At 63.1% G+C, this 26,127-nt stretch carries 24 protein-coding genes; 10 read left to right on the forward strand and 14 right to left on the reverse strand.

The annotated features are described in order from the left end of the window. Positions 1–83: 83 nt before the first annotated feature. Positions 84–1,562, forward strand: a complete 1,479-nt coding sequence (locus ACR0JN_RS06630; protein ID WP_480884835.1) for an inorganic phosphate transporter — start codon at positions 84–86, stop codon at positions 1,560–1,562. A 9-nt stretch (positions 1,563–1,571) separates the two neighbouring features. On the opposite strand, the gene ACR0JN_RS06635 is transcribed toward ACR0JN_RS06630, so the two are convergent. The 3 genes from ACR0JN_RS06635 to ACR0JN_RS06645 all read right to left on the reverse strand — a co-directional run bounded on the left by ACR0JN_RS06635 (position 1,572) and on the right by ACR0JN_RS06645 (position 4,542). Next, positions 1,572–2,546 (reverse strand): 2-dehydropantoate 2-reductase, encoded by a 975-nt coding sequence (locus tag ACR0JN_RS06635; protein ID WP_480884836.1) that lies wholly within the window; start codon positions 2,544–2,546, stop codon positions 1,572–1,574. Between the two features lie 58 nt (positions 2,547–2,604). Beyond that, a complete protein-coding gene (locus ACR0JN_RS06640; RefSeq protein ID WP_480884837.1) occupies positions 2,605–3,588 on the reverse strand; it encodes a pirin family protein in 984 nt (327 codons plus the stop codon). Positions 3,589–3,699: 111 nt separating this feature from the next. Next, positions 3,700–4,542, reverse strand: coding sequence for a phytanoyl-CoA dioxygenase family protein (locus ACR0JN_RS06645; RefSeq protein WP_480884838.1), 843 nt, complete (start codon positions 4,540–4,542; stop codon positions 3,700–3,702). A gap of 199 nt (positions 4,543–4,741) precedes the next feature. Here ACR0JN_RS06645 and ACR0JN_RS06650 point away from each other — a divergent pair, with 199 nt between their 5' ends. Then, positions 4,742–5,221: a twin-arginine translocation pathway signal gene (locus ACR0JN_RS06650; RefSeq protein WP_480884839.1), complete on the forward strand. Its 480-nt coding sequence runs from the start codon at positions 4,742–4,744 to the stop codon at positions 5,219–5,221. A 6-nt stretch (positions 5,222–5,227) separates the two neighbouring features. Further along, a complete protein-coding gene (locus ACR0JN_RS06655; RefSeq protein WP_480885016.1) occupies positions 5,228–5,821 on the forward strand; it encodes a ferric reductase-like transmembrane domain-containing protein in 594 nt (197 codons plus the stop codon). Positions 5,822–5,846: 25 nt separating this feature from the next. Here the strand turns inward: ACR0JN_RS06655 and ACR0JN_RS06660 are convergent, their stop codons facing one another. The 3 genes from ACR0JN_RS06660 to ACR0JN_RS06670 form a co-directional block, all read right to left on the reverse strand. After that, positions 5,847–6,194: a 5-carboxymethyl-2-hydroxymuconate Delta-isomerase gene (locus ACR0JN_RS06660; RefSeq protein ID WP_480884840.1), complete on the reverse strand. Its 348-nt coding sequence runs from the start codon at positions 6,192–6,194 to the stop codon at positions 5,847–5,849. Between the two features lie 12 nt (positions 6,195–6,206). Beyond that, complete coding sequence (gene argF / locus ACR0JN_RS06665; protein WP_480884841.1) at positions 6,207–7,133, reverse strand: ornithine carbamoyltransferase; 927 nt, start codon at positions 7,131–7,133, stop codon at positions 6,207–6,209. Positions 7,134–7,208: 75 nt separating this feature from the next. After that, on the reverse strand, positions 7,209–8,396 hold the full coding sequence (locus tag ACR0JN_RS06670; protein WP_480884842.1) for an acetylornithine transaminase: 1,188 nt from the start codon (positions 8,394–8,396) through the stop codon (positions 7,209–7,211). Between the two features lie 289 nt (positions 8,397–8,685). On the opposite strand from ACR0JN_RS06670, the gene ACR0JN_RS06675 reads away from it, so the two are divergent. Continuing rightward, positions 8,686–9,579 (forward strand): DMT family transporter, encoded by an 894-nt coding sequence (locus ACR0JN_RS06675; RefSeq protein ID WP_480884843.1) that lies wholly within the window; start codon positions 8,686–8,688, stop codon positions 9,577–9,579. On the opposite strand, the gene ACR0JN_RS06680 is transcribed toward ACR0JN_RS06675, so the two are convergent. After that, a complete protein-coding gene (locus tag ACR0JN_RS06680; RefSeq protein ID WP_480884844.1) occupies positions 9,561–10,364 on the reverse strand; it encodes an ABC transporter permease in 804 nt (267 codons plus the stop codon). The genes ACR0JN_RS06675 and ACR0JN_RS06680 overlap by 19 nt on opposite strands. A 125-nt stretch (positions 10,365–10,489) precedes the next feature. On the opposite strand from ACR0JN_RS06680, the gene ACR0JN_RS06685 reads away from it, so the two are divergent. Continuing rightward, complete coding sequence (locus ACR0JN_RS06685; RefSeq protein WP_480817279.1) at positions 10,490–11,065, forward strand: GcrA family cell cycle regulator; 576 nt, start codon at positions 10,490–10,492, stop codon at positions 11,063–11,065. Between the two features lie 5 nt (positions 11,066–11,070). Next, positions 11,071–11,715, forward strand: a complete 645-nt coding sequence (locus ACR0JN_RS06690) for an NUDIX hydrolase (RefSeq protein ID WP_480884845.1) — start codon at positions 11,071–11,073, stop codon at positions 11,713–11,715. A gap of 1 nt (position 11,716) precedes the next feature. Here ACR0JN_RS06690 and ACR0JN_RS06695 read toward each other — a convergent pair whose 3' ends face one another. Together ACR0JN_RS06695 and ACR0JN_RS06700 are read right to left on the reverse strand one after the other, a co-directional pair. Further along, positions 11,717–12,793: a DUF2235 domain-containing protein gene (locus ACR0JN_RS06695; protein ID WP_480884846.1), complete on the reverse strand. Its 1,077-nt coding sequence runs from the start codon at positions 12,791–12,793 to the stop codon at positions 11,717–11,719. Beyond that, the gene (locus ACR0JN_RS06700) at positions 12,771–15,062 is read right to left on the reverse strand and encodes a xanthine dehydrogenase family protein molybdopterin-binding subunit (RefSeq protein ID WP_480884847.1); all 2,292 of its coding nucleotides are present in this window, start codon (positions 15,060–15,062) and stop codon (positions 12,771–12,773) included. Before ACR0JN_RS06700 ends, ACR0JN_RS06695 begins: the two co-directional genes overlap by 23 nt. A gap of 140 nt (positions 15,063–15,202) precedes the next feature. Here ACR0JN_RS06700 and ACR0JN_RS06705 point away from each other — a divergent pair, with 140 nt between their 5' ends. From ACR0JN_RS06705 to ACR0JN_RS06715, 3 genes are all read left to right on the forward strand, one after another. After that, a complete protein-coding gene (locus tag ACR0JN_RS06705) occupies positions 15,203–18,277 on the forward strand; it encodes a valine--tRNA ligase (protein ID WP_480884848.1) in 3,075 nt (1,024 codons plus the stop codon). A 122-nt stretch (positions 18,278–18,399) separates the two neighbouring features. Further along, positions 18,400–19,569, forward strand: a complete 1,170-nt coding sequence (locus ACR0JN_RS06710) for a benzoate/H(+) symporter BenE family transporter (protein ID WP_480884849.1) — start codon at positions 18,400–18,402, stop codon at positions 19,567–19,569. A gap of 39 nt (positions 19,570–19,608) precedes the next feature. Further along, positions 19,609–19,941, forward strand: a complete 333-nt coding sequence (locus ACR0JN_RS06715; RefSeq protein WP_480884850.1) for a DnaJ family domain-containing protein — start codon at positions 19,609–19,611, stop codon at positions 19,939–19,941. Here ACR0JN_RS06715 and ACR0JN_RS06720 read toward each other — a convergent pair. Then, positions 19,938–20,309 carry a VOC family protein gene (locus tag ACR0JN_RS06720; protein WP_480884851.1) on the reverse strand — a complete coding sequence of 124 codons (372 nt, stop codon included), beginning with the start codon at positions 20,307–20,309 and terminating at the stop codon, positions 19,938–19,940. The two genes, ACR0JN_RS06715 and ACR0JN_RS06720, sit on opposite strands and share 4 nt — an antisense overlap. After that, positions 20,306–21,088, reverse strand: a complete 783-nt coding sequence (locus tag ACR0JN_RS06725; protein WP_480884852.1) for a crotonase/enoyl-CoA hydratase family protein — start codon at positions 21,086–21,088, stop codon at positions 20,306–20,308. Before ACR0JN_RS06725 ends, ACR0JN_RS06720 begins: the two co-directional genes overlap by 4 nt. A gap of 168 nt (positions 21,089–21,256) precedes the next feature. Here ACR0JN_RS06725 and ACR0JN_RS06730 point away from each other — a divergent pair, with 168 nt between their 5' ends. Beyond that, positions 21,257–22,366 carry a pyridoxal phosphate-dependent aminotransferase gene (locus tag ACR0JN_RS06730; protein ID WP_480884854.1) on the forward strand — a complete coding sequence of 370 codons (1,110 nt, stop codon included), beginning with the start codon at positions 21,257–21,259 and terminating at the stop codon, positions 22,364–22,366. Positions 22,367–22,441: 75 nt separating this feature from the next. Here the strand turns inward: ACR0JN_RS06730 and ACR0JN_RS06735 are convergent, their stop codons facing one another. Genes ACR0JN_RS06735 through edd form a run of 3 tightly spaced genes read right to left on the reverse strand, consistent with a single transcriptional unit; the run spans position 22,442 to position 26,125 of the window. Beyond that, on the reverse strand, positions 22,442–23,632 hold the full coding sequence (locus ACR0JN_RS06735; protein WP_480884855.1) for a pyridoxal-phosphate-dependent aminotransferase family protein: 1,191 nt from the start codon (positions 23,630–23,632) through the stop codon (positions 22,442–22,444). A 51-nt stretch (positions 23,633–23,683) separates the two neighbouring features. Beyond that, entirely contained in the window at positions 23,684–24,316 is a 633-nt protein-coding gene (locus tag ACR0JN_RS06740) for a bifunctional 4-hydroxy-2-oxoglutarate aldolase/2-dehydro-3-deoxy-phosphogluconate aldolase (RefSeq protein ID WP_480884857.1), read from the reverse strand. Positions 24,317–24,319: 3 nt separating this feature from the next. Then, entirely contained in the window at positions 24,320–26,125 is a 1,806-nt protein-coding gene (gene edd / locus ACR0JN_RS06745; RefSeq protein ID WP_480884858.1) for a phosphogluconate dehydratase, read from the reverse strand. Between the last annotated feature and the right edge of the window lie 2 nt (positions 26,126–26,127).

Here is a 26,127-nt window from a genome sequence, read left to right on the forward strand (position 1 = left end):
GGTCGCGATTAAGCGCCATTGCGGTTGCCTCCGGGCGTGGAAACCGATAGCGCCAGATGTCAATCTGAAAGATCGCAGGAAAGATGCCGGATACCCGTTTGAAATCCCGCTGGCAGGCGCTGGACAATGACTTGAACCGTATCTCGCGGGTCGAGTCGGCGAACTCGCATGTCTCGCGCCCTTTGTTGGCGCCCGGGATGGCAATGGTCTTCATGGCGCTGGCCGGGCTGATGGCTGCGGTGCTGTTCGGTCAGGCGCATGGCAGCCTGATCGTAATCGCCGCAGCGGCCTTTGGGGCCTATATGGCGATCAATATCGGTGCCAATGACGTGGCCAACAACATGGGTCCGGCGGTTGGCGCCAATGCAATGTCCATGGGGGCCGCGATAGCAATCGCCGCCGTTGCGGAAAGCGCGGGCGCGTTGCTGGCGGGCGGCGACGTGGTTGCGACGATCTCGCAGGACATCATTGATCCCGCCTCGGTGCAGAACAGCTCGGTCTTCATCTGGGCGATGATGGCGGCGCTGATCTCCTCGGCCCTGTGGGTCAATCTGGCGACATGGGTCGGGGCTCCGGTTTCGACCACGCACTCGGTTGTGGGCGGCGTCATGGGCGCGGGCATCGCCGCCGCCGGCTTGGGCGCGGTGAACTGGAGCACGATGGGCACGATTACCGCCAGTTGGGTGATCTCGCCCATTCTCGGCGGTGTGATCGCGGCGGGTTTTCTGGCGCTGATCGAGTCCAGAATTCAGTATCAAAACGACAAGATCGCAGCCGCCCGGTTCTGGGTACCCCTGCTTGTTGCCCTGATGGCGGGGACATTCACCACCTATCTGGCCGTCAAGGGACTGTCGCGGATTGTGTCGGTCGAGCTTGCAACGGCGGCTCTGATCGGGCTGGTCGCCGGTCTGATCACCTGGGCCATCACCGGCCCCTGGGTGCGGCGCAAATCCGAAGGGTTGGAGAACCGCACCCGGTCCCTGAAAGCCCTGTTCGGCCTGCCGCTGGCGGTCTCTGCCACGCTGCTGAGTTTTGCGCACGGGGCCAATGACGTGGCCAATGCGGTCGGACCTTTGGCTGGCATTGTCTATGCGGCGAAATCCGGCGGGTTTGCGGCGCAGGTCGCCATTCCCACATGGGTGATGATCATCGGCGCGTTCGGCATCTCGTTCGGCCTGTTCCTGTTCGGGCCCAAGCTGATCCGCATGGTAGGCAGCCAGATCACGCGGCTGAACCCGATGCGCGCCTTTTGCGTGGCGCTGTCGGCGGCGATCACCGTGATTGTCGCCAGTTGGCTGGGGCTGCCGGTCAGTTCCACCCATATCGCCGTCGGGGCCGTGTTCGGCGTCGGGTTCTACCGCGAATGGCATCTGGAACGGCGCTGGAAACTGACCCACCATCAGCGCCCTCCGGGCCACAGGCTGGCGCGGGAAGAGCATCAGCGCCGCAAGCTGGTGCGGCGGTCGCATTTTATGACCATTGTGGCGGCCTGGGTTGTCACCGTGCCCGCCACGGCGACCATGTCGGCGGTGATCTTCTGGATGCTAACCGCCTTTGCCTGACGCGCAGGTTCACGGCCTGATCTGATCCGGTGTCAGAGACGTTTCGGGCGCGTGTTTGATCAGGTCTGACACCCGAACACAAAGCGGCGTCGGAGTCCCGGTTGACTGCCCGAGACGTATGACCTCACCCTGCAAGCAATCGATTTCCGTGGGACGGCCTGCCGACAGATCGTACGCCATCGACGTGCGGGCATTGGGATCAATGGTCAGCATGCGCGCGGCAATGCGGGTGAACAACGGTGTCGGCAGGCGCAGGATATGAGGCGTCATCCAAGCAGGCAGCGGCGTGGTCGACGCGACGGGGTATCCGGCGGCTTTCAGAACGGTCAAAGCCTCGGCCATCTGATCTGCCATCAGGTGCCGCCATGTGCGGTTTAGCAACTGCTCAACCAACGTCAGTCCCGACAGGGCATTCAGCGCATTGTTGAGGTTGATGACAAGCTTGCCCCATTGCACCGCCTCGATCTCATCGCTTTCCGTCACCGGCAGGTCGGGGTTGTCGAGTTGTTCTGCCAAACCACCGGGACCCGACTGGATAACGATATCCCCCGACGTGGCCCGGTGATAGGTCGCCGCCTCGGTCGGCACCACGTTGAAGGGCACCATCCCCGCGCGCACGTTACGCCCCGGCAAGGCGGCGCGCAGGATACGTGCGTTCTCCATGCCGTTTTGCCAAGACAGAACCGGCGCAATGTCCGGCGCGTTGGCGGCGATCAGCTCGGCCATACCCGGCGTCGCGACGGATTTAACCGTCACGATGACCAGCTCGGCAGCGCCGAGGCTAGTGGGTTCTTCATCAGTGGTCAGACTGTCAGCAGGCACCGAGCGGCTCAGACCCGAGAAATCCGTCAGCGTCAGCCCGTGCGCCCGGATCGGGTCCAGCACATGGGCGCGGCCCAGCAAAGTCACATCATGACCCGCATGCGCCAGCAAGCCCCCGCAGTAGCAGCCAATGCTGCCTGCGCCCGCAAACACGATCTTCATGGCGACCCTCCTCACCTGATGGAAGGATCGCCGGGAATTCATGATCGCGCAAGTAAGGTTAACCCTGACCTGACAGCGCGGTTTTTGCCAGCCGGGGCTTGGTGCGCGCCAGCTCATCCGAGATGGGAATGAACTCCTGATCGTCACCGGGCGGCAAGTGGAAGGCCCCGTTGGCCCAATCTGCCCCTTGCCATTCACGTGTCGCAGTTTCGATCTTTTCCTTCGAGGATGAGACGAAATTCCACCAGATATAGCGATCTTCGTTCAGCGTCGCCCCGCCAAGCAGCATCAGCCGCGCGCCTAAAGGCCCGGCCTTAGCCGAGAGCCGATCACCGGGGCGAAACACCATCATGCGGCCCGTTTCGAAAGTATCCCCGGCGATTTCAATCGAGCCTTCGGTGACATAGACGCCGCGATCCTCGTGATCGTCGGGCAGTGGGAAGGATGCGCCGGGGTCCAGTTGAACGTCCAGATAGAAGGTTTCCGACAACATGGTCACCGGGCTGTTCTCGCCATAGGCCGAGCCAAGGATCAACCGCGCGCTGACACCTGTATCCTGAATATGAGGCAGCGCGCCCTGTTTGTGGTGTTCGAAATCGGGGGCCATATCCTCATGCGCTTCGGGCAGCGCGATCCAGGTTTGGATACCGAACAGGCTGTGCTTTGTGTCTCGGGTTTCGTCGCTGGTACGTTCGGAATGGGTGACGCCACGCCCGGCGACCATCCAGTTCACCTCGCCCGGATAGATCATCTGATGAGTGCCCAAGCTGTCGCGGTGTTCAAACTCGCCCTGATACAGGTAGGTGACGGTGCCCAGCCCGATATGGGGGTGCGGGCGGACGTCGATACCGCCTTCGGTGATGAATTCAGCCGGACCCATCTGATCGAAGAATATGAACGGGCCCACGAGCTGACGCTTGACCGAGGGCAAAGCGCGGCGCACCTCGAACCCGCCCAGATCGCGGGCGCGCGGGATGATCAGCGTCTCCAGCGCCGGGTTTTCGGATACGCATTCAGGGGTGTGGGTGGGATTCCAACTCATGCCTGTTCTCCAAAATCCTGTGGGGCCGCAATCGGCCCCTGTTCATGATTGCAAATGTAGAGCATGATTTTGGATTGAAAAGTGCGCCACCGCACATATCAGGTGCAAGCGCTATGCCTGCTCTCGCGGCCAGAGCTGCGGGAAAAACGGCCCCGCAATCCGGTCGCCCTCGCGATACCCTGCGGCCTCGAACTGCGCGCGCTCGTCTTTGGCCCAGTCGCCGCGATAGCGGATCACACCGTCCGGCGCGGTCATTCTGAGGGTGAACCGGCGCACCGTCTCGGTCGGCGTGGTCGAGGACAGCCCTCCATGCAGGGTGCGCATGTCGAAGAAAATGCAATCGCCGGGTTCCATATCCCATTGCAGCAGGTCATAGGCACCGGGGTCGGCGTTGACATCGGGGGGCGGGTGATAGGTCTGCCCTGCAACCTTGGTCGGTTCATAGCTGGGATGCCCGTCGGCAAACCGCACGCGCATAAACAGCTTGTCCCACATATGCGAGCCCTTCACGAACGCGATGCCGTTTTCTTTGCTGACAGGTTCTAGCGGCAGCCAGAGCACGCACATCGTGCCTTCGAAATCGAAATAGGACAGGTCCTGATGGAAAGGCGGACGTGAGGTCGATCCGGCCTCGCGCAGAAACCAGTTGTCCATGACGAGGTTGATCGACGGGGCACCCAGCAGTTCGGCGGCCAGCGGCGCGCAGGGGGAGTGGCGAACAAAGCTGGTGAATTGCGGGATCTTGTTCCAGGCCCAGTAGTCCTCGAAATAAGCCGGGGCGCGTGGGTCTTTGGTGTGACGGGTGAAGTTATCCGTGGGGTGCGCGAGATCGGCGTCGATGCCCTTGCGCAGCAGGTCCAGCCACTCGGCCGAGAATTTCGATCTGAGGACAACCGCCCCGTCTCGCTGAAATGCGGCGATGTCTTCGGGGGCGATGTGGTTTTGCATTGTCATGGGCTGACCTTTGGCATGATCCAAAGGATGGCATCCCGGCCCGCGTGGCGTCAAAGAATTTCGGTTGGATTACACTGGTCGCGCGTGGGGTCGCAATTCTCTGCCAGTGCGATCTCGGAATTCGCCGAAAGCGTGCTATCTTGGACGGTGGACGCCACAGACTGACCCGAATGGATTGCCTATTGCAGGAGGTCGCCCGATGACTGGATTGCTTTTCTCCCGCCGTTCCGCGATTGCCGCGGGTACTGCCGCAGTGGCCACCGGCCTTTGGGTTCCGGCGCGCGCGGCGGGGCTTGAGCCCACGCCCACAATGCGGGGTGGGGCCAACAACTATCGCCCCGGCGCGCCGATCGTCGAACGGATCGGCGGCGGCGGGTTCTGGATGACCGGCACGGTGCGGCGCGCGGGCGATGGAGCCCCCCTGCCCGGCCAGCGCATCCAGATCTGGGCGCATACGACCGAAGGGCATGAGCGCGATCAGCGCAGCCATGGGGCGACGCTGACCGACGCCAATGGCGAATTCCGGTTGGAGATGCCGCAGATCGTGCCCGCCTTTGGGCAGGCGCATGGGCATCTGGCCTATGACAGCGGCGAGTTTGAGGCGGTGTTTCTGCGGCCCGTCATGGCCAGTTCGAAAGACACGACGCTGGCCGCGCATTTCGTGTTGCAGCCTGTCTGATTGGTGCTGCGCAGTTTTCTGATTTGGGGCGCGGTGGTCGTGGCCGTCTTAGTGCCGGTCATCGCTGCGGCGTTCAGCCCTCTGCTGGCGTGGCGGCAGCCGGTTTACATCGTGGCCGGGTTTGCCGGGATCATTGCGATGGGGCTGTTGCTGATGCAGCCCTTGCTGGCGGGGCGTTGGTTGCCGCTGTCAGCGATGGCCAGCCGTCGCTGGCACCGGGTGTGCGGGCTGGCGTTGATCGCGGCGATTGTGGTTCATGTGGTCGGGTTGTGGCTGACCAGCCCGCCGGATGTTGTGGATGCGTTGCTGTTTGTGTCCCCCACGCCGTTTTCCGTCTGGGGTGTGAGCGCAATGTGGGCAGCGTTTGCCGCCGTGTTGCTGGGGGTTTATCGACAGCGGCTGGGCGTGCGGTTTCGTTTGTGGCGGTTGGCCCACGCTGGACTGGCGATTGTCACCATATCGGGCAGTGTTGTGCATGCGCTGCTGATTGAGGGCACGATGGAGGTCATGACCAAGGTGGCGCTGTGTGTGCTTGTTGTGTTGGCGAGCGTCGCGACGGTGATCAGGCTTCGCATCTGGAAGATCGGGCGGCGCAGTTGAATGCGGATGCGCCGCCGGGTGCCGGTTATGATCCGACCAGCCGTTTGGCATAGGTCGCGCGGTTCATTTGAACATCCTGCACCGTGATGCTGCCGACCTGCGGCAGGGCGTTAGCCAGAACATCCAGAACAAGGGCGTTAAGCGCCGTGCGCGTGGCCTCGTCACGCCCCTGCATCAGCAGAAGCGTGGCGTGGACAAAGCTTTGGGGCTCGGAGCCGATGCGGTAATACGCGACCGAGGTGGCGCGGACCTTGATTGTATCGGCGTCGAACTCGGGATGGGCAGCCAAGACCTCGAACAGCCGATCGCAGAGGGCCTGAACATCATGGGTCTGCTCGATCTCTTTCGAGAATTCCAGTGTCACGTGGGGCATAGTGCGGTCCGCTCAGACGTCCAGACACCAGCGCATCACCGCCTTTTGCGCATGCAGCCGGTTTTCGGCCTCATCGAAGATGACCGAGTTGGGGCCGTCCATGACCTCAGATGTGGCTTCTTCCTCGCGGTGGGCGGGCAGGCAGTGCATGAACAGCGCGTCCGGTTTGGCGTGAGACATGAGCTCGGCATTGACCTGATAGGGGCGCAGCATGTTGTGGCGGCGTTCTTTGGCGGACTGACTATCATGCATCGAGACCCAGGTGTCGGCAACCACGAGATCTGCGCCCTCGACGGCCTTATAGGCGTCGCGCTCGATCACGATTTTTGAACCCTTCTGGCGGGCGAAACCCATGAACTCTTCCTCGGGGTCGAACTGGGCCGGGCCCGTGAAGGTCAGGTCGAACCCGAACTGGCCCGCGGCGTGCAGGAATGAGGCGCAGACATTGTTGCCATCGCCGGTCCAGACCACTTTTTTGCCCGCGATGGGGCCGCGGTGTTCTTCGAACGTCTGGATATCGGCCATGATCTGGCAGGGATGGGTGCGGTCGGTCAGGCCGTTGATCACGGGCACGTCCGAGTATTCCGCCATCTCGGTCAGGATGGTTTCATCGAAGGTGCGGATCATAATCATGTCGACATAGCGCGACAGGACGCGGGCGGTATCGGCGATGGTTTCGCCGTGGCCCAGTTGCATGTCTTTGCCCGAGAGGACCATGGTCTGCCCGCCCATTTGCCGCACGCCGACATCGAAGGAAACGCGGGTGCGGGTTGAGGGTTTCTCAAAGATCAACGCCACCATGCGGCCTGCCAGCGGTTGTTCGTCATCGGGGGCGGCCTTGGGGCGGCCGAGGCGGGCCTGTTTCATGGCACCCGCCTGGTCGATCATGGACCGCAGGGCGGTGGCGTCGGTTTTGTGGATGTCGAGGAAGTGATTCATATCGTTTCGCTTTTGGCTGGGGTCGCGTGGGGGCCAGCCCCCACACCCCCGAGGTATTTTTGAACAGAAGAAGGGTCAGGCGGTTTCGAGATCGGCCTCGATCTGTGTTGCGGCCTTGTCGAGGCGGATCAGGGCTTGGGCGATGTCATCCTCGGTGATCGTGAGCGGGGGGAGCAGGCGGATGACGTTGTCGGCGGCGGGGACCGTTATGACCTGATTGTCGTAGCCTGCGTTGACCACGTCTGTGTTCGTGGGCTTGCATTTGAGGCCAAGCATGAGGCCGGTACCACGGACCTCGTCGAAGACATCCGGGTGGTCGGCGATGAGGCCTTCGAGTTTCTGACGCAACAGGCCCGCCTTACGGTTGACGCCTTCGAGGAAGGCGGGTGTGGCGACCTGATCGATCACCGCGCAGCCAACGGCGCAGCCGAGCGGGTTGCCGCCATAGGTCGAGCCGTGGGTGCCTGCGGTCATGCCGCTGGCGGCCTCTTCGGTGGCCAGGACCGCGCCCAGCGGGAAACCCCCGCCGATGCCTTTGGCGACCATCATGATGTCGGGTGTGATGCCAGCCCATTCATGGGCGAAGAGTTTGCCGGTGCGGCCGACGCCGCATTGCACCTCGTCCAGGATCAGCAGCAGGCCGTTATCGTCGCAGATCTGGCGCATGGCTTTTAGTTCGGCGTCGGGAACGGGGCGGATGCCGCCTTCGCCTTGCACCGGCTCGATCAGAATTGCCGCCGTGTTCTCGGTGATGGCGTTGGTGACGCCGTCGAGGTCTCCGAAAGTCAGGTGCACGAAGCCGGGCAGCAGGGGGCCGAAGCCTTTGGTCATCTTCTCGGACCCGGCGGCGGCGATGCCTGCGGAGGAGCGGCCATGGAAGGAGCCGTCGAAGGTGATGATCTCGACCCTTTCAGGCTGGCCTTTGTCGTAGAAGTATTTGCGGGCCATTTTCACGGCCAACTCGCAGGATTCCGTGCCGGAATTGGTGAAGAACACCGTGTCGGCGAAGGTGTGTTCCACCAGCTTGTCGGCCAACGCCTGTTGCTGCGGGATGTGATAGAGGTTTGAGACATGCCAGAGCGCGTGCGCCTGTTCCGTCAGCGCCGCGACCAGTGCCGGGTGCGCGTGGCCCAGCGCGTTCACCGCGATGCCCGCGCCGAGGTCAAGGAAACGTCGGCCATCCGCCTCGGTCAGCCAGGCGCCTTCGCCCTTCACAAAGGTCAGGGGCGCGCGGTTATAGGTCGGCAGAACGGACGGGATCATCGGATCATCCTTTTTACGTAGCTTGAGCCCAAGTGAGTGATACACCGGGGCCGGGTTCGTCAACTGATTTGGCGGGAGATGCGCCGGTTTGTCGGGCGCAAAGGGATCAAACGGGGCCGGTTACGCGATCAGGCGTCGGCGTCGGAGGATATGTGCGCGTTTGATCATGCGGGCCGTATAGCGGGCCGGACGCCGTCTGGGAAGCCGGAAAATCGGCCCCGGGGGAAATTTCAGGGGCCGGGCGCATTTCCCGCTTGCCATTTGCCGCGCCCTGCCCCACCGCTGGGCCATGTTCGTTGCCAAGGCCCATAACCCGCCGCTTGCGGCGTTGCTGATTGTTGCGGCCAGCGCGCTGATCGCGGGCACAACGCTGCTGGCCAAGGCGCTGGGGACCGGTACGCTCGGCCCCGCGCTGCATCCGATGCAGATCAGCCACGGGCGGTTTCTGTTTGCCTTTCTGGTGATCATCAGCGCCGTGGGCATCCTGCGCCCGCACCTCAGCCGCCCGCATTGGGGGTTGCATGTGGGGCGGACAAGCTTTGGCTGGCTGGGGATTACGTTGATGTTCGCCTCGGTCGCGTTTATCCCGATTGCGGATGCCACGGCGATATCGTTCCTGAACCCGGTCTTTGCCATGGTGCTGGCCATCCCGCTTCTGAAAGAGGGCGTTGGCCCGTGGCGCTGGCTTGCGGCTGGCGTGGCGCTGGCGGGGGCGCTGGTGCTGCTACGCCCGACACCTGCAAGTTTCCAGCCCGCCGCATTGCTGGCCCTGACAGCGGCTGCGGTGATCGGGATGGAGCTGATTTTCATCAAGAAACTCTCGGGCCGCGAGATTCCGATCCAGATTCTGCTGATCAACAATGCGATGGGGCTGACCATCGCCTCGGTCGCGGTGAGTTTTGTGTTTCAGTGGCCGACGCCCGCGCAATGGGCGGCACTGGCAGGGATCGGGGTGCTGATGGCCTGCGCGCAGGCCTGTTTCGTCAATGGCATGGCGCGGGCGGATGCGTCCTTTGTGGCCCCGATCAGCTACGCGACGCTGATCTTCGCCGCCTTCTACGATTTTTCGGTGTTCCACGTGATCCCGGATAGGGTCAGCATGATCGGATCAGCCATCATCCTGACCGGCGGTCTAATCCTTGTCTGGCGCGAGGCGCGGCAGCGTCAGGCCTTGAGACGGTAGCCCGTGCGCAACATCTGCCATGTCAGCGCGCCGACCAGCAAGGTTGCCCCGGTACAGATCATCATACCCAGCCATGGAGAGCTATCGGAAACGCCGATCATCCCGTTTCGCAACCCGTCGATCAGGTAGAAGACCGGGTTCCCATGGCTCAGCCGGTTCAGCACCGGCGGCAGCGCCTGCACCGAGTAGAAGGTGCCCGACAGGAACGCCAATGGCGTGACGATGAAATTGGTGATCGCAGCCATCTGGTCAAACTTGTTGGCAAATATCCCGGCAAAGAGGCCCAGCGCGCCCATGAACGCACCGCCCAGTATCACGAAGATCAGCGCGATCATGGGGTTCTGCGGCACGATGCCCAGCACCAGTGCCAGCGCGATGGCCACGACAAATGCGATCAGAACCCCGCGGGCGATTCCTCCGGCCAGATAGCCTAACAGGATCTCAAGCGGAGAGAGTGGGGGCATCAGCGTATCGACGATGTTGCCTTGCACCTTGGCGATCACCATCGACGAGGACGTATTGGCAAAAGCGTTCTGGATCACCGTCATCATCATGATGCCCGGCGCAAGGAAGGTCAGAAATGGCACGCCCATCACGTCGGACCGGCTGGGGCCGATGGCGATGTTGAAGATCAACAGGAACAGGCCCGCCGTCACCAGCGGGGCCAGCAAGGTTTGCGTCCAGACCGCCATGAAACGCTGCGTTTCGCGCTGCGCCAACGTGTAGAGGCCCATCCAGTTGACCGCACCGAAACGGCGCGCATCCTGATCCGTGAAATTCTGCATGATCTGCCCCATACCTGATTCGAAGCCGCTTGTAACTCGGGGCGCAGTGATTAAAATAGGAGGCTGAGACGAATTCCCAAGGCGGCCCGAATCCGGGGCCGCTTTCCGCTTTTGAAAGGCAAATGATGTCCTGGACTGACGAGCGTGTAGAGCTGCTGAAAAAGATGTGGGGCGAGGGCCAGTCGGCCAGCCAGATCGCCAAGGAACTGGGCGGCGTAACCCGCAACGCGGTGATCGGCAAGGTGCACCGTCTGGGCCTGTCGAACCGCGCGACCGGTGCCGCACCGGCCAAGGCTGAACCCAAGGAAAAACCGGCCCCAGCACCCAAGGCCGAGGCCAAGCCGAAACCGGCCCCCAAGACCGAACCCGCGCGCCCCGCGCCCGCCCCGGCGGCTGAGGCGAAACCTGCCATTCCGGCCCGCCGCCAGATCATTCCTGCCGGTCAGCCTCTGCCGCCACAACCCTCGGCCAACGAAATCAGCCCCGAGGCGCTGGCCAAGGTCAATGAGGTCGAGAAGAAGGCCAAGAAGCTGACGCTGATGGAACTGACCGAGAAAACCTGCAAATGGCCCGTCGGCGACCCTGCGACCGAGGATTTCTGGTTCTGCGGCCTGCCCGTTGAGGCAGGCAAGCCCTATTGCGAGGCGCATGTGGGCGTGGCCTTCCAGCCGATGAGCTCGCGCCGCGACCGGCGGCGGTAAGGACGGTGCGCCAGGATCCAACCGCGATGGAGGATACCTGGCTGGCCCGTGCGAAACGCTTACTGGCGCTGGCCGAAACCGGCCAGCATTTCACCAAAGACCCTTTTGATCGCGAACGATATGACGAGATCGCCCAGATGGCCCGCGCCATGCTGGCCGATCTGGGCCGCGTACCGCTGACGCGGATCGAGGGGCTGGTTTCCGAACATGCGGCGGGCTACGCCACGCCCAGTATTGACCTTCGGGGGGCGGTGATCCGCAACGGACGGATACTACTGGTCCGCGAGCGCAGCGATGGCCGGTGGGCCATGCCGGGTGGCTTTGCAGATATCGGCAGCTCTCCGGCTGAGAACATTGAACGCGAAGTTTGGGAGGAAGCCGGGCTCAGGGTGCGTGCGAGACAGCTTTACGCCGTGCGCCACAAAGCGCGGCATCCTTACCCCGCTGATACCCGGGATTTTTACAAACTCTTCTTTCTATGTGATGAAATTGACGAAACCGAACCTTTGGCCGGTAACGAGACCAGTGCGGTTGGGTTCTTTGCTCCGGACAAGCTGCCCGAACTCTCACTGGGACGAAACATACGTTCCGACATCTCGGCGGCCCTTCAGGCCCATTCAAACAGTCAAAGCGACGCCCAGTTCGACTGACCTACTGCGCCGGGTGCGACGGCAAATCCGGCATCGGCACCCAACGGGGCAACTCATCCGGTGACACTGAAACATGCAACCGCTCGGACTGATCCCGCCCGACCTTCCGGTGCTTGCGCAGCAGGAAAATCTTGCCCCAGCCCCGCCATGTGCCGACCGAAGGCCCGGCGGTTGAGGTCGGGAAGCGGTCGCGCCAGCCTTCGGGCAGCGGCAGGCCATGCATCTCGGCCTTGTCCAGCATCCAGATCAGGGAGATGTTGCTCAGGGGGCGGGCCTGTTCAAACCCGTTCAGTTGCCCTCCAACATCGCCATGGGTGCCACGGAACCAGACCTGTTCCACATGGCCCTTGAATTCCGGGGTACATTTCCACAGGACCGGCTCGAACACCTCGCGAGTTTCGTCCAGCGCCATCGCGTGATAGCCGTGACGGGTGGCGGGGCCAAGCTGATGGTTGTGGAAGGCATGCCGGTCCTCGGCCCAGCGCCAGAGCAGTGGCAGCCGCAGGCCCAGCGCCTTGACCGTGTCCCAAACGCCGATCATCTCAATCGCCACATCTTCATGGCAGAAATTGCGGCGAAAATCGCGGGCCGCCGTGCCGCTGGGATTGCATTCATAATGGCGGTAGGCCTGCTTGATATTACGCTCGGTCGCGTGTTCGGCCTTGAGCAAACCGATCATGTCGATCACGCCCGCCAGACTGCGCACGCCATAGGCTCCGCGCGAATAGCCAATGAAAAAGATGCGGTCGCCGGGTTTGTAGCGCGAGGCAAGATAGCCATATGCACGACGGATCTGTCGGTTGATCCCTCGCCCCATCATCACGTCCAGCGAGGATTTCCAGCTTTCCCACTGCACTCCGGCCTCGTAAAACACCGACACCTTGCTGCCCATCTCGCAGCACAGGCGCAGGGTCTGGCCTGCGTGGGTTTCCCGGCCGGGTTCCAACGTCGACATAGTACCGTCGAGAATAATGACATGGCTGATCGGTTCGCGATGGCGCGACTCGGCCGAGTGCTCGGACCGTAAGGGCCGTCCGAGCCATCCCAGTACCTTTCTACTCAGCCGCGACAGAACCATCGTTCAGCAATTCCCATACTTTGTGAGGTGTGAAAGGCATATCCGCCTGCCGCACCCCGTGATCCCAGAGCGCATCCTGAACCGCGTTTGCCACTGCGGCCAGCGCGCCTACGGTCCCAGCCTCACCACAGCCTTTCATCCCCATCGGGTTGGCAGTTGACGGAACCGGTGCCGAGGTAAACTTAATCATGGGTATCTCAGCCGCACGGGGCAAGGCGTAGTCCATCAACGAAGCCGTGAGCAGTTGCCCCTGCGCATCATGCACCACGTGTTCATTCAAAGCCTGACCGATGCCCTGAACCACGCCGCCATGCACCTGACCTTCGGCCAGCATCGGGTTGATAAGATTTCCGAAATCGTCAACCACAGTGTAGCGGTCGACGCGCGTTTCACCGGTGTAAGAATCGATCACGACCTCGGCAACATGCGCGCCGTTGGGATAACTGCGCGCCTCAAGCCGGGCGTGACCCTCGTGCCGCAGCAGGTCAGTGCGCCCATCGGCGCGGGCCATCGCTGCGGCCTCGGTCAGGGTCGGCGTCAAGTTCGATCCCGGCGCGCGAAAGGTTTCGTGGTCGAAGGTCACATCATCTTCCTCGACCCCCATTTTATCGGCCTGATAGGGCGTGAATGCGGCAATCATGACGTCAATTGTGGCCAGCGTCGCGGCGCTTTGCACCGTGACCGACCGGGACCCGCCCGTGCCGCCCCCATGCATCATCTGATCGCTGTCGCCCTGCACCACGGTGATGCGGTCCATCGGTATCCCCGTCTGATCCGACAGGAACTGAGCATAAACCGTCTCGTGCCCCTGCCCGTTGGACTGGGTTCCAACATAAAGGTTCACCGATCCGTCCTCGCAAAACTCCACCTTCGCGTTCTCGGAAGGGTCACCCAGAATGCTTTCGATATAGTAACAAAGTCCCTGTCCCCGGATCAGGCCACGTTCCGCATCAGCGGCCTTGCGGGCGGCAAAGCCCTGCGTCTGGCCGCCGGCACGTGCCAGAACCATGTCGAAATCGCCAACGTCATAGGTCTCGCCCGTGGCCGAGACATAGGGGAAGCTCTCGGGCCGGATGAAGCTCTTGCGCCGCAATTCCCACGGATCGACGCCCAATTCGCGCGCGGCGCGGTCCATGACGCGTTCCAGCACATAGATCGCCTCGGGTCGCCCCGCACCGCGATAGGCATCAACCTGCGTGGTGTTGGTATAGAACCCTTCGACCCGCAAATAAGTGGTCTGCACGTCGTAAGCCCCCATCAGCACCTTGCTGAACAGGTTGGTCTGGATCGCCTGCCCGAAATGGCTGCTATAGGCCCCAAGGTTTACCTTGGAGTGCACGCGATAGGCGGTGATCCGGTGATCGGCATCAAAGGCCAGTTCCGCCAGTGAGGTCAGGTCGCGCCCGTGATGGTCGGACAACATCGCCTCAGACCGATCCGACATCCAGTGAACCGGGCGTCCCAGCTTCATTGCGGCAACAGCGACCGAGAAATACTCGGGGTACGGCATCGCCTTCATCCCGAACCCGCCCCCGACATCGGGCGTGGTGACTCGGATCGTATGGGGCTTGAGCTTCAGCTTCTGCGCCAGTTGCGCCCGCATGCCCCAAACGCCCTGTCCGCCATAGGCGAAATGCAAACGCCCATCGACCCAATGTGTCTGACAGCCGCGCGGCTCAATCGAGGTCACGATCACCCGGTTGTCCAGAACATCGAGCGAGACTGTGTGGGCCGCCGCCTGAAACGCCGCCTCGGTCGCGGCCTCATCGCCCAGACCCCAGTCAAAAGCGCGATTGTCCGGGGCTTCGGCGTGCAAGGGTTCACCGCCTGCAGCGACATCAATCTTTGCGGGCAGATCGTTGGTCTCCATCCAGATCAACTCAACCGCATCGCGGGCCTGGGCCAATGTTTCAGCGATAACGACCGCGACAGGCTCGCCAACGAAACGCACCCGGTCTTTCGCCAGCATATGCCGGTCCGGTGCCGCAGTTTTTGATCCGTCCCGGTTCGGGACCGTTGCCGCAGACATCACGGTGTCGATCCCGGCTTCGGTCAGATCATCCAGCGCCATCACCAGATGCACGCCCTCTGCTGCGCGCGCGTCGTCAAGCTCCAGCGACGCAATCTCTCCATGCGCAACGGGGCTGCGAAAAAAGGCGGCGAACAGAGCATCTTCGGGCACCGCATCATCCATGTACTGGCCCTGCCCGGTCAGAAACCGTTGATCCTCGGTCCGTTTGACGGGCTGGCTTTTACCGAACTTTTCCATGGGGCGATCCTTTAGGCTGCGTCATCGCGAGAGTAGGCTGTGCAGGTTCGTTGTCCAGAGCACGCGCAGGCCCTTTCCCTTGCCGCGCGCATTCGCTATTGCAATCGCTGACCAAGGATTGATGACGCAGGACGCACCCCATGGCGATGGAAAAGACATTCAACGCGGCCGAGGCCGAGGCCCGCATTTATAAGGCCTGGGAAGAGGCCGGAGCCTTCAAGGCAGGCGCGAACCGTTCGCGCGAGGAAAGCTTTACCATCATGATCCCGCCGCCCAACGTGACGGGTGCTTTGCATGTGGGCCATGCGTTCAACAACACGCTGCAAGACATCCTGACCCGCTGGCACCGGATGCGCGGGTTCGACACGCTGTGGCAGCCCGGTCAGGACCACGCAGGCATCGCCACGCAGATGCAGGTGGAAAAGATGCTGATGCTGACCCAACAGCCGGGTCGGCGCGAGTTGGGGCGCGAGAAGTTCCTTGAGAAGGTCTGGGAATGGAAGGGCGAATACGGCGGCACGATCATTGAGCAGTTGAAACGTCTGGGATCGTCCTGCGACTGGTCGCGTAACGCCTTCACCATGGCCGGTGCGGCGGGTGATCCGCGCACGGGGCACGAAAATTCTGCGAATTTTCACGACGCGGTGATCAAGGTTTTCGTCGATATGTACGAGAAAGGTCTGATCTATCGCGGCAAGCGGTTGGTCAACTGGGACCCGCATTTCGAGACCGCGATCTCGGACCTTGAGGTCGAGAATATCGAAACGCCGGGCCATATGTGGCATTTCAAGTACCCCTTGGCGGGCGGTGAGACATATGAGTATTTAGAAAAAGATGAAGATGGGAATGTTATCTTCCGCGAGGAGCGCGATTACATCTCGATCGCCACGACGCGCCCCGAAACCATGCTGGGCGACGGTGCGGTTGCGGTTCATCCATCGGATGAACGCTATGCGCCAATCGTCGGGAAACTCTGCGAAATTCCGGTTGGACCGAAAGAACATCGCCGCCAGATTCCGATCATCACCGATGACTATCCCGATCCCGAGTTCGGCTCGGGCGCGGTGAAGATCACCGGCGCGCATGATTTCAACGACAACATGGTGGCCAAGCGCGGCGGCATTCCGATGTACCGTCTGATGGACACCAAGGGCGCGATGCGGGCCGATGGCGCGCCTTATGCCGAAGAGGCCGACAAGGCGCAGGAATATGCGCGTGGGCGCGAGTTCACCGAGAACGAGATCGACGCGATCAACCTGATCCCCGATCACCTGCGCGGGCTCGACCGGTTCGAGGCGCGCGCGAAGGTGGTGGAAGAGATCACCGCGGACGGCCTCGCCGTGATGTGCAGCCCGGATGATCCGCGTCTCGGGCAAAGCCGGGCTGAAGCCCGGCCTACAGAGGACGAAGACGGTAGGCCGGGCTTCAGCCCGGCACTCGTCCCGTTGGTCGAGAGCAAACCGATCATGCAGCCTTTCGGTGATCGTTCAAAAGTGGTGATCGAGCCGATGTTCACCGACCAGTGGTTCGTGGACGCCGAAAAGATCGTTGGCCCCGCGCTGGATGCGGTCAAGGACGGCACGGTCAAGATCATCCCCGAGTCGGGTGAGAAGACCTATTACCATTGGCTGGAAAACATCGAGCCCTGGTGCATTTCGCGCCAGTTGTGGTGGGGGCATCAGATTCCGGTTTGGTATGGGCCTGAGAAGGAGCTTCCCGACCCATTTGACAAAGCGAAGGTCAAGCAAATGGCTTTCTGCGGCGCCAATGAACAAGAGGTCTTTGCCAAAGCACGTGAATACTACGGTCAAGACATTGAGCTTGAGTTTGGTGAAGGCGACTATGAATTCGTTGCCAACACTGAGTCAGTGAACCTCGAGAAGGTGTGCTTGCGTCGCGACCCTGACGTCCTCGACACCTGGTTCTCCTCCGGCCTCTGGCCCATCGGGACACTGGGCTGGCCCGAACAGACCGAGGAGCTGGAGCGCTACTTCCCCACCGACGTTCTGATCACCGGTGCGGATATCCTGTTCTTCTGGGTCGCCCGGATGATGATGATGCAACTGGCCGTGGTGAACGAAATCCCGTTCCACACCGTCTACCTGCACCAGCTTGTCCGCGACGAGAAGGGCAAGAAGATGTCCAAGACCACCGGCAACGTCATCGACCCGCTGGAGATCGTGGACGAATTCGGCGCTGACGCCTTGCGCTTCACCAATGCCTCGATGGCGGCGATTGGCGGCGTGCTGAAACTGTCGCGCGACCGTATCACCGGCTATCGCAACTTTGGCACCAAGCTGTGGAACGCCGTCCGCTTTGCCGAGATGAACGAGGTCTTCACCGATGTCGTTCCACAACTGGATGTGGCCGACCTGAAACCCAAAGCGGCCGTGAACCGCTGGATCATCGGCGAAACCGCCCGCGTGCGGGCCGAGGTTGACGCGGCGCTGGAAAGCTATCGTTTCAACGATGCGGCGAACGGACTTTACGCCTTTGTCTGGGGCAAGGTCTGCGACTGGTACGTGGAACTCTCCAAGCCTCTGCTGCAAGGCGACGATGCCGAGGCACAGGCCGAGACCCGCGCCACCATGCGCTGGGTTCTGGATCAGTGCATGATCCTGCTGCACCCGATCATGCCTTTCATCACCGAAGAACTCTGGGGTCTGACCGGCACGCGGCCCAAGATGGTTGTCCACGCCGACTGGCCGACCTATGGCACCGAACTGGTTGACGCCGAGGCCGATCGCGAGATGAACTGGGTGATCTCGGTGATCGAAAACACCCGCTCGGCCCGGGCGCAGATGCGGGTTCCGGCAGGCCTCTATGTGCCGATGCTGGTGACGGAAATCGACGCCAACGGCCAGGCCGCATGGGATCGCAACGAGGCACTGATCAAGCGTCTGGCGCGGATCGACAGCCTGACCAAGGCCGATGAACTGCCCAAAGGCACCATCTCGATCGCCGCCCCCGGTGCCTCCTTCGGCCTGCCGCTGGCCGATATCATCGATATCGGCGCCGAAAAGGAACGGCTGGAGAAAGCCAAGGGCAAGCTGGCCAAGGAACTGGGCGGATTGCGCGGACGTCTGAACAACCCCAAATTCGTGGCCTCGGCCCCGGAAGAAGTGGTTGAGGAAGCCAAAGCCAACCTCGCCGCTCGCGAGGAAGAAGAGGCGAAACTGAACGAGGCGCTGGCCCGTCTGGCAGAGATCGCCTGATCTTCTTCTCGTTCCAAATACGGAAATCCCGAACCCTGCCGCACAAGCTGTCGGCGGGGTTTTTCGTGCCGCGCCAGAGTTTTATCCTGTTCACACGCCGGGACGATTGCTAGCACAGATATATGACCCAGCCCGCAACCCCGCTTCCGCCAATGCAGACCGTCTCGACCGGGCTGGTGGTGGCCATCGTGGGGTTCTTCAGTTCCTTCCCAATCGTGCTGCAAGGGCTGGGCGCGATGGGCGCGTCACCCGCGCAGGCCGCATCAGGGCTGATGAGCGCGGCGATTGCCATGGGGCTGGCGGCGATCCTCCTCAGCCTGCGGTACAAGCTGCCGATCAGCGTTGCATGGTCCACGCCGGGGGCGGCGCTGCTGGCGGTGTCCGCCGCCCCGGTCGAGGGCTATTCCGCGGCCATCGGGGCCTTCCTGTCCGCCGGGGCGCTGACCGTTCTGGCGGGTTTGTGGAAACCGCTGGGGCACTTGGCGGCCGCGATCCCCACGACACTCGCCCAAGCGATGCTGGCAGGCGTGCTGTTGCCGCTGTGCCTTGTGCCCTTCCGGGCGGCGGTCGAGATCCCGTGGCAGGCGTTGCCGGTGATCCTGACATGGTTCATCGCGGGGCGGTTCAACCGATTGTTCGCCGTTCCGGCAGCTGTGGTCGCCGCCGCCATCGTCGTGACCCTGAATGCCGGAGCGCAGGTGACGCCTGACCGGCTGATCGCCGCGCCGGTCTGGACCATGCCCACGTTCACCTTCGCCTCGGTCATCGGCATCGGTGTGCCATTGTTCATCGTCACCATGGCGACGCAGAACATCCCCGGCGTCGCGGTGCTGCGCAGCTTTGGCTTTGCGCCTGTCCCCGGACCTCTGTTCTCGGCCGTTGGCGGCGCAAGCCTGCTGTCGGCCCTGTTCGGCGCACCGGCGACCTGCCTTGCCGCCATCACCGCCGCGATGTGTTCGAACGAGGACAGCCATCCCGACAAGGCCCTACGCTATTGGTCGGCGATCATGGGCGGCGTGTTCTACTGCCTGTTCGGTGTCTTCGCGGTGGCAATCACCAGCTTTGCCGCCCATGCCGATCCGCTGTTGATGGGAACCTTGGCCGGTGTCGCGCTGATCGGCGTGATGGCCAACGCCATCCACGCCGCGCTGGACGTGCCCGCCGAGCGGGAGGCCGCCATTCTGACACTGGCCGTCACCGCATCCGGCATCACGGTCTTTGGACTGGGAGCGGCGGTCTGGGGGCTGGTGGCGGGCGGCATCGTATATCTTGTCTCGACCAGGGTGCGCTAATCGCTTTTCCCCTGCCGTGACAGGCGGTAGAATGGGGCCATGTTCGGATCGTTGGGAAAACTGGTGGAACGCCAGATCAAGAAGGCGCAGGCCGAAGGTCAGTTGGAAGGCCTTGACGGCGAAGGCGCGCCCCTGCCCGACCGCTCATCCGAGGCGCAAAGCGATCCCGCTATCGCCGCCGGTCACCGGATCATGGCGCAGGCGGGCGTGCTGCCCGAAGAGTTCGACATCAAGAAACAGCTGGACGCGGCGCGCAAGGACTATGCCACGCTGACCGACGCCGAGGACCGCAAGGCCGCGATGGCCAAGATCGCGGACCTTGAGATGCAGTACAACATGGCCCGCGATGCGCGGCGGGCGTTCATGCGTTAAGGACGCTCCACAAAGGCCCGACTAGAAACCGAAATTGAGTTCTTCGACGGGTCTTTTGTGTTTGCAAACTGGTACCCGTCTGCTTGATGAATTGGTCCAAACTCCAATCCATTCTGGCGTGCGAGGGCGCTAAAGGCCGGTACGTCAGCAACATCGAAAACGAGTTTGACAGTAACCTGACCTTCGCGCGTGGCGTTACCCGCCGGATGCAGCAAAAGATGCGCTCCGCCTGTTGCTGGGACAAGCTCCACAATGCGGTCACTCGCCCTTCTTTGGGCGGTAAATCCGAAATGTGTTTCATAGAACCACACCAGATCGTCCACGCGTTTCGTATACAGGATTATTCGGGTGATCGCGCAGTGCATCATTTGAACTCGGGCTTGCGGCCCTGCATCTGCGCCATGACGACCTCCATCTGGTCCGGCTTGCCGATCAGGTCCACCTGTTCCGACGACTCGGCCAGCAGCACATCGGCCCGACCCCGGGTTTCGGCCACGTCGATCAGGCGTTTGGCGGCGCGGATGGCCGAGGGGCTTTTGCCTGCGATATCCTCGGCCAGTGCAAGGGCCTCGGTCAGCGGGTCATCGGACAGCTTCGTCACCAGCCCCCAATCGGCGGCCTGCTGCGCGCCGATGGGACGGGCCGTGTAGGTCAGCAGGCGCAACACATCCGAGCGGACGAGCTCCGGCAGCAGTACCATGCCGCCCATGTCGGGGATGATGCCCCATTTCATCTCCATCACCGCCAGCTTGGCCTCGGGGTGGGCGATGCGGATATCGGCGCCCAGCGCGATCTGCAGCCCGCCGCCATAGGCCACGCCCTGAATGGCGCAGATCACCGGGACCGGGACGCGCCGCCAGATCAGGGCGAGTTCTTGCATCTCATTGGCGTCCTCGTGGCTGCGGGTCATCAGCCATTCGGTCGGGTCTTTATGGGCCATGCTGGCAAAGCTGGCCATGTCGAGCCCGGCGCAGAAGCTTTTGCCCTCGCCCGACAGCACCACGGCGCGGGCGTCCGAGGCGGCGACCTCTTGCCCTGCGGACAGGATCGCCTTGATCATCGCATCATCCAGCGCGTTCATCTTGTCGCCGCGGGTCAGGGTGACATGGGCGATGTGGTCTTTGTAGGCGATGGAAACGCGGGACATGGGGACCTCCGGACTGCACTGTAGCGCCAACCCTGCCAGACCGCTGGCCCAAGCGCCACCGCGACGTCAGGGCAGATCGGCGGTCGGAATGCGCCCGGACCCCGGCGGCGCGGGCTGGCTGCACGGGCAAGGCTTGCCCCGCCCCGGAGGTTGCGCTTATCTGCGGCCATGACCGGCCCTCGTTACACTCCGCTTGCGCAATCGCTGCCCGCCACCGTGCCCTTTGTCGGCCCCGAAACGCAGGAGCGTCAGCGCGGCGCGCCGTTTGCGGCCCGGCTGGGCGCGAACGAAAGCGTCTTTGGCCCCTCGCCCCGTGCGGTTGAGGCGATGCAGCGGGCGGCGGCTGAGGTCTGGATGTATGGCGATCCCGAGAATTTTGACCTGCGTCATGCGCTGGCCGAGCATCATGGGGTCGCGCCCGAAAATATCGTGGTGGGCGAAGGGATTGACGGGTTGCTGGGCTATCTGGTGCGGCTGCTGGTTGGGCCGGGCGATGCGGTCGTGACCTCGGACGGGGCTTATCCCACGTTCAACTATCATGTCGCCGGGTTTGGAGGGGTTTTGCACAAGGTGCCTTATGCCGGGGATCATGAGGACCCGGTGGCCTTGTTCACCAAGGCGGCAGAGGTGGAGGCCAAACTGGTTTATTTGGCCAATCCGGACAACCCGATGGGAAGCTGGCATTCGGGGGCTGCGATTGTTGCGGCGATGGAGGCTTTGCCCGCTGGGTGCCTGCTGGTTCTGGATGAGGCCTATGTGGAATGCGCGCCCGAGGGGACGGCTGCGCCGGTCGCGGTGGATGATCCACGCGTGATCCGGATGCGGACCTTTTCCAAGGTGTATGGGATGGCGGGAGCTCGGGTTGGTTATGCGATGGGTGCGGTCGGGTTGATCTCCGCGTTCAACAAGGTGCGCAATCATTTCGGCATGAACCGGGCCGCACAGGCCGGAGCGTTGGCGGCGTTGCAGGATCAGGGTTGGTTGGCAGAGATTCAGGCGAAGATCGCAGCGTCTCGTGACCGGATCGGGCAGATTGCGCGGGCGAACGGGTTGGAGCCTTTGCCCTCGGCCACGAATTTCGTGGCGATTGATTGTGGGCGGGATGGGGTGTTTGCCAAGGCTGTGCTGGATGCTCTGGTCGATCAGGGGGTGTTTGTGCGGATGCCGTTTGCGGCCCCGCAGAACCGGTGCATCCGGGTGAGCTGTGGTGGCGATGCCGAGATGGCGGCGTTTGAGGCCGCTTTACCGCGGGCGTTGGCGCGGGCCCGGGCCGTGTAGGGGGGCTGTCTGCCCCCCATCGCGCCTTTTGGCGCGATCCCCCCCGAGGATATTTTTAGCCAGATGAAGAGTGGATCAGTTGGCCAGAGTGGCGGCGGCGGCTTCGAGGGCGCCGGTGCCGCGGGGGATGTTGAGTGCGGCCATCGCCGTTTCCATGCTGCCCAGCATGGCCATCACCATCTGGGCGTTGACGTGGCCCATATGGCCGAGGCGGAAGCAACCGTCCCAATCCTGCATCCCCAGACCGATGCCGAGGGTCAGGCCGAGTTGGGTTTCGGTGTAGCTGCGCAGCGACGTGCCTCGGCCTTCAGTCAGGCGCAGCGCGGTGACCGCGTGACTGCGGTGGGCCGGGTCGGCGACGTTGAACTGCAGGGCTCCGCCGTCGGACCAGACCTCGCACGCGGTCCAGATGGCATGGGCGAGGCGGGTGTGGCGGGCCCAGACCTGTTCGAGGCCTTCGGCGTGGATCAGGTCGAGCGCGGCGCGTAGGCCATAGAGGTGGTGGGTCGGCGCGGTGCCGTTGAAATGCTGGTAGAACAGGTCGGGATTGGCGCGCGGCTGCCAGTCCCAATAATGCGAGACGCGGGGCATTGCGGCGCGTTTGGCCTGTGCCTTGTCGTTGAAATAGACAAAACCCATGCCAGCAGGCGTCATCAGCCCTTTCTGGCAGGCGGTGACGGTGACATCGACGCCCCAGGCGTCCATCTCGAACCGGTCACAGCCCAGCGAGGCGATGCAGTCGGCCATCAGCAGCGCCGGGTGCTTCAGGTCATCCAGCAGGGCGCGCAGGGCGGGGATGTTGTTGCGGATCGAGGTGGAGGTGTCCACATGGACGGCCAGTACCGCCTTGATCCTGTGGTCCGTGTCGGCACGTAGCGCCTCGGCAATGCGGTTGAAGTCCCAGGGCGCGGACATGCCGAAGTCGATCACCTGCGCTTGTGCGCCGAGGCCTTCGGCCATCTCGGCCCAGCCTTCGGCAAAGCGGCCCGAGGCGGGGGCCAGCACGGTTTCGCCGGGGGCGATGACGTTTGACAGCGCCGCCTCCCACGTGCCGTGGCCGTTGGCGATGTAGATGGCGACGTCATGGTCGGTGCGGGCGACACGGCGCAGGTCCTGCAGCAGGGCGGGCATCATCTCGACCAGTTCGCCGTCGTAGATATTGGGCGACGGGCGGTGCATGGCCTGCAGCACCGCGTCGGGCATGACCGAGGGGCCGGGGATGGCCAGATACTCGCGCCCCTGCGCGAGGGAGGTTTGGTTTGTCATGAGGGCAACCTGTTTGATTTGCGGTTTACCCTAGCGCCGGGTGGCGGCGCGTCAATCCGTCAGGTGGGCGGCCTCGCGCGCCAGTGTTTCGATCCCCGCCCAGTCGCCATCTTGGACCATCTGCTTTGGCGCGACCCAGCTGCCACCGGCGCAGATGACATTGGACAGCGACAGGTAATCGCGGGCATTTGCGGGCGAGACGCCGCCTGTGGGGCAGAAGGTGATCTTCGGCAGGGGCGCTCCGATGGCTTTCAGGGCGGGGGTACCGCCCGAAGCCTCGGCCGGAAAGAATTTCAGCATGTCATAGCCCTTTTCCAGCAGGGCCATCGCCTCGGTGGCGGTGGCTGCTCCGGGCAGAAGGGGCAGGTTTTCGGCTTCGCAGGCGGCGATCAGCGCGTCGGTCGCGCCGGGCGAGACGCCGAATTGCGCGCCTGCGGCTTTGGCGGCGCGGACGTCTTCGGGGGTGATCAACGTGCCTGCGCCGACGACGCCGCCGGGGACGTCCGCCATGGCGCGGATAGCGTCGAGGGCTGCGGGGGTGCGCAGAGTGACTTCAAGAGCGGGGAGGCCCCCGGCAACCAGAGCCTCGGCCAGCGGGCGGGCGTGGGTGGCGTCATAGACGACCAGCACCGGAACGATGGGAGCCAGCGCGCAGATCTCGCGGGTGCGTTGGGTTTTGGACATGGGTCAAACTCCGAAAATGCTGGCACCGGTGTCGGCGGAGCCGACATTCTGGCGGAACGCGCCGAAGAGGTCGCGGCCGACGCCGTGCTGGTTCGCGGTCAGGTCGGCAGTGGCGGGCGCGCGGTCGAGGACGCCGGGGGTGAGGATTTCCAACTCGCCCTTCACCGCGTCGACGCGCAGCAGGTCGCCGTCTTGCAGATAGGCGATTGGGCCCTGATCCAGCGCCTCGGGGCAGACATGGATGGCGGCGGGGACCTTGCCCGACGCGCCGGACATGCGGCCATCGGTGACGAGCGCCACTTTTTGGCCCCTGCCTTGCAGGATCGACAGCATCGGCGTGAGCGAGTGCAATTCGGGCATACCGTTGGCCTTGGGGCCCTGAAAACGGACGACGACGATAGTGTCGCCCGTGAACTCTCCGGCCTTGAAGGCGTCTTTGACGGCGTTTTGGTCGTGGAACACGCGCACTGGCGCTTCGACCACCTGATGTTCGGGCGCGACGGCTGAAACCTTCATGACACCGGTGCCCAGATTGCCGGTAAGGCGCGAGAGGCCTCCGGTCGGCTGGAACGGATCGTTGGCGGGGCGGACGATCTTGTCGTTCAGGCTGTGGCCTGCGCCGTCCTCCCACATCAACTCGCCGTCCTTCAGCTTTGGTTCCTTGGTGTAGTTGTGCAGGCCCTGCCCCGCGACGGTCAGCGTGTCGGGGTGCAGCAAGCCTTCGTTCAGCAATGTGCCGATGGCAAAGCCAAGGCCACCTGCGGCGTGGAAGTGGTTCACATCGGCCAGACCGTTCGGATAGACCCGCGCGACCAGAGGGACCACGGCGGAGATGTCGGAAAAATCCTGCCAATCCAGCACGATACCGCCTGCGCGCGCCATGGCGATCAGGTGGATCAGCAGGTTGGTCGAGCCCCCCGTGGCCATCAGGCCGACGATGCCGTTCACAAAGGCACGCTCGTCAAGGATCTGGCTGACCGGGGTGTAGTGATTGCCCAGCGCACTGAGGGACAGGGCACGGCGGGCGCCTTCCTCGGTCAGGGCATCGCGCAGGGGCGTGTTGGGGTTGACGAAGCTGGAGCCCGGCAGGTGCAGGCCCATGAACTCCATCAGCATCTGGTTGGTGTTGGCGGTGCCGTAGAAGGTGCAGGTGCCGGGGCCGTGATAGGCGGCCATTTCGGCCTGCATCAGGGCGTCGCGCCCCACTTCGCCGGCGGCGAATTGCTGGCGGATTTTGGCTTTTTCGTCGTTGGGCAGGCCGCTGGTCATGGGACCGGCGGGCAGGAAGACAGCGGGCAGATGGCCGAAGGCCTGCGCGCCGATGATCAGGCCGGGCACGATCTTGTCACAGACGCCGAGGAACACGGCCGCGTCATAGGTGTTGTGGCTGAGCGCCACGCCGGTCGCCAACGCGATCACATCGCGCGAGAACAGGGACAGTTCCATCCCCGCCTCGCCTTGCGTGACGCCGTCGCACATAGCAGGCACACCGCCTGCAACTTGCGCGGTACCGCCCGCGGCCCGGATCGCATCGCGGATCAGGGCGGGATAGCGTTCGAACGGCTGGTGGGCCGAGAGCATGTCGTTATAGGCGGTGACGATGCCCAGATTGCCTGCGGTGCCGGTGGCCATCGAGGTCTGATCTTCGCCCGCACCGGCATAGGCATGGGCCTGACCGCTGCAGGATAGATGCGCGCGGGCGGGGCCTTTGGACTTGGCCTGCTCCATCCGCTCAAGATGCGGGCCGCGCAGATCCGCGCTGCGGTCGATGATGCGTTTGGTGACGTCGGATATGACTGTGTTGAGCATGA

The sequence above is a fragment of the Ruegeria sp. G12 genome, from assembly GCF_056533565.1.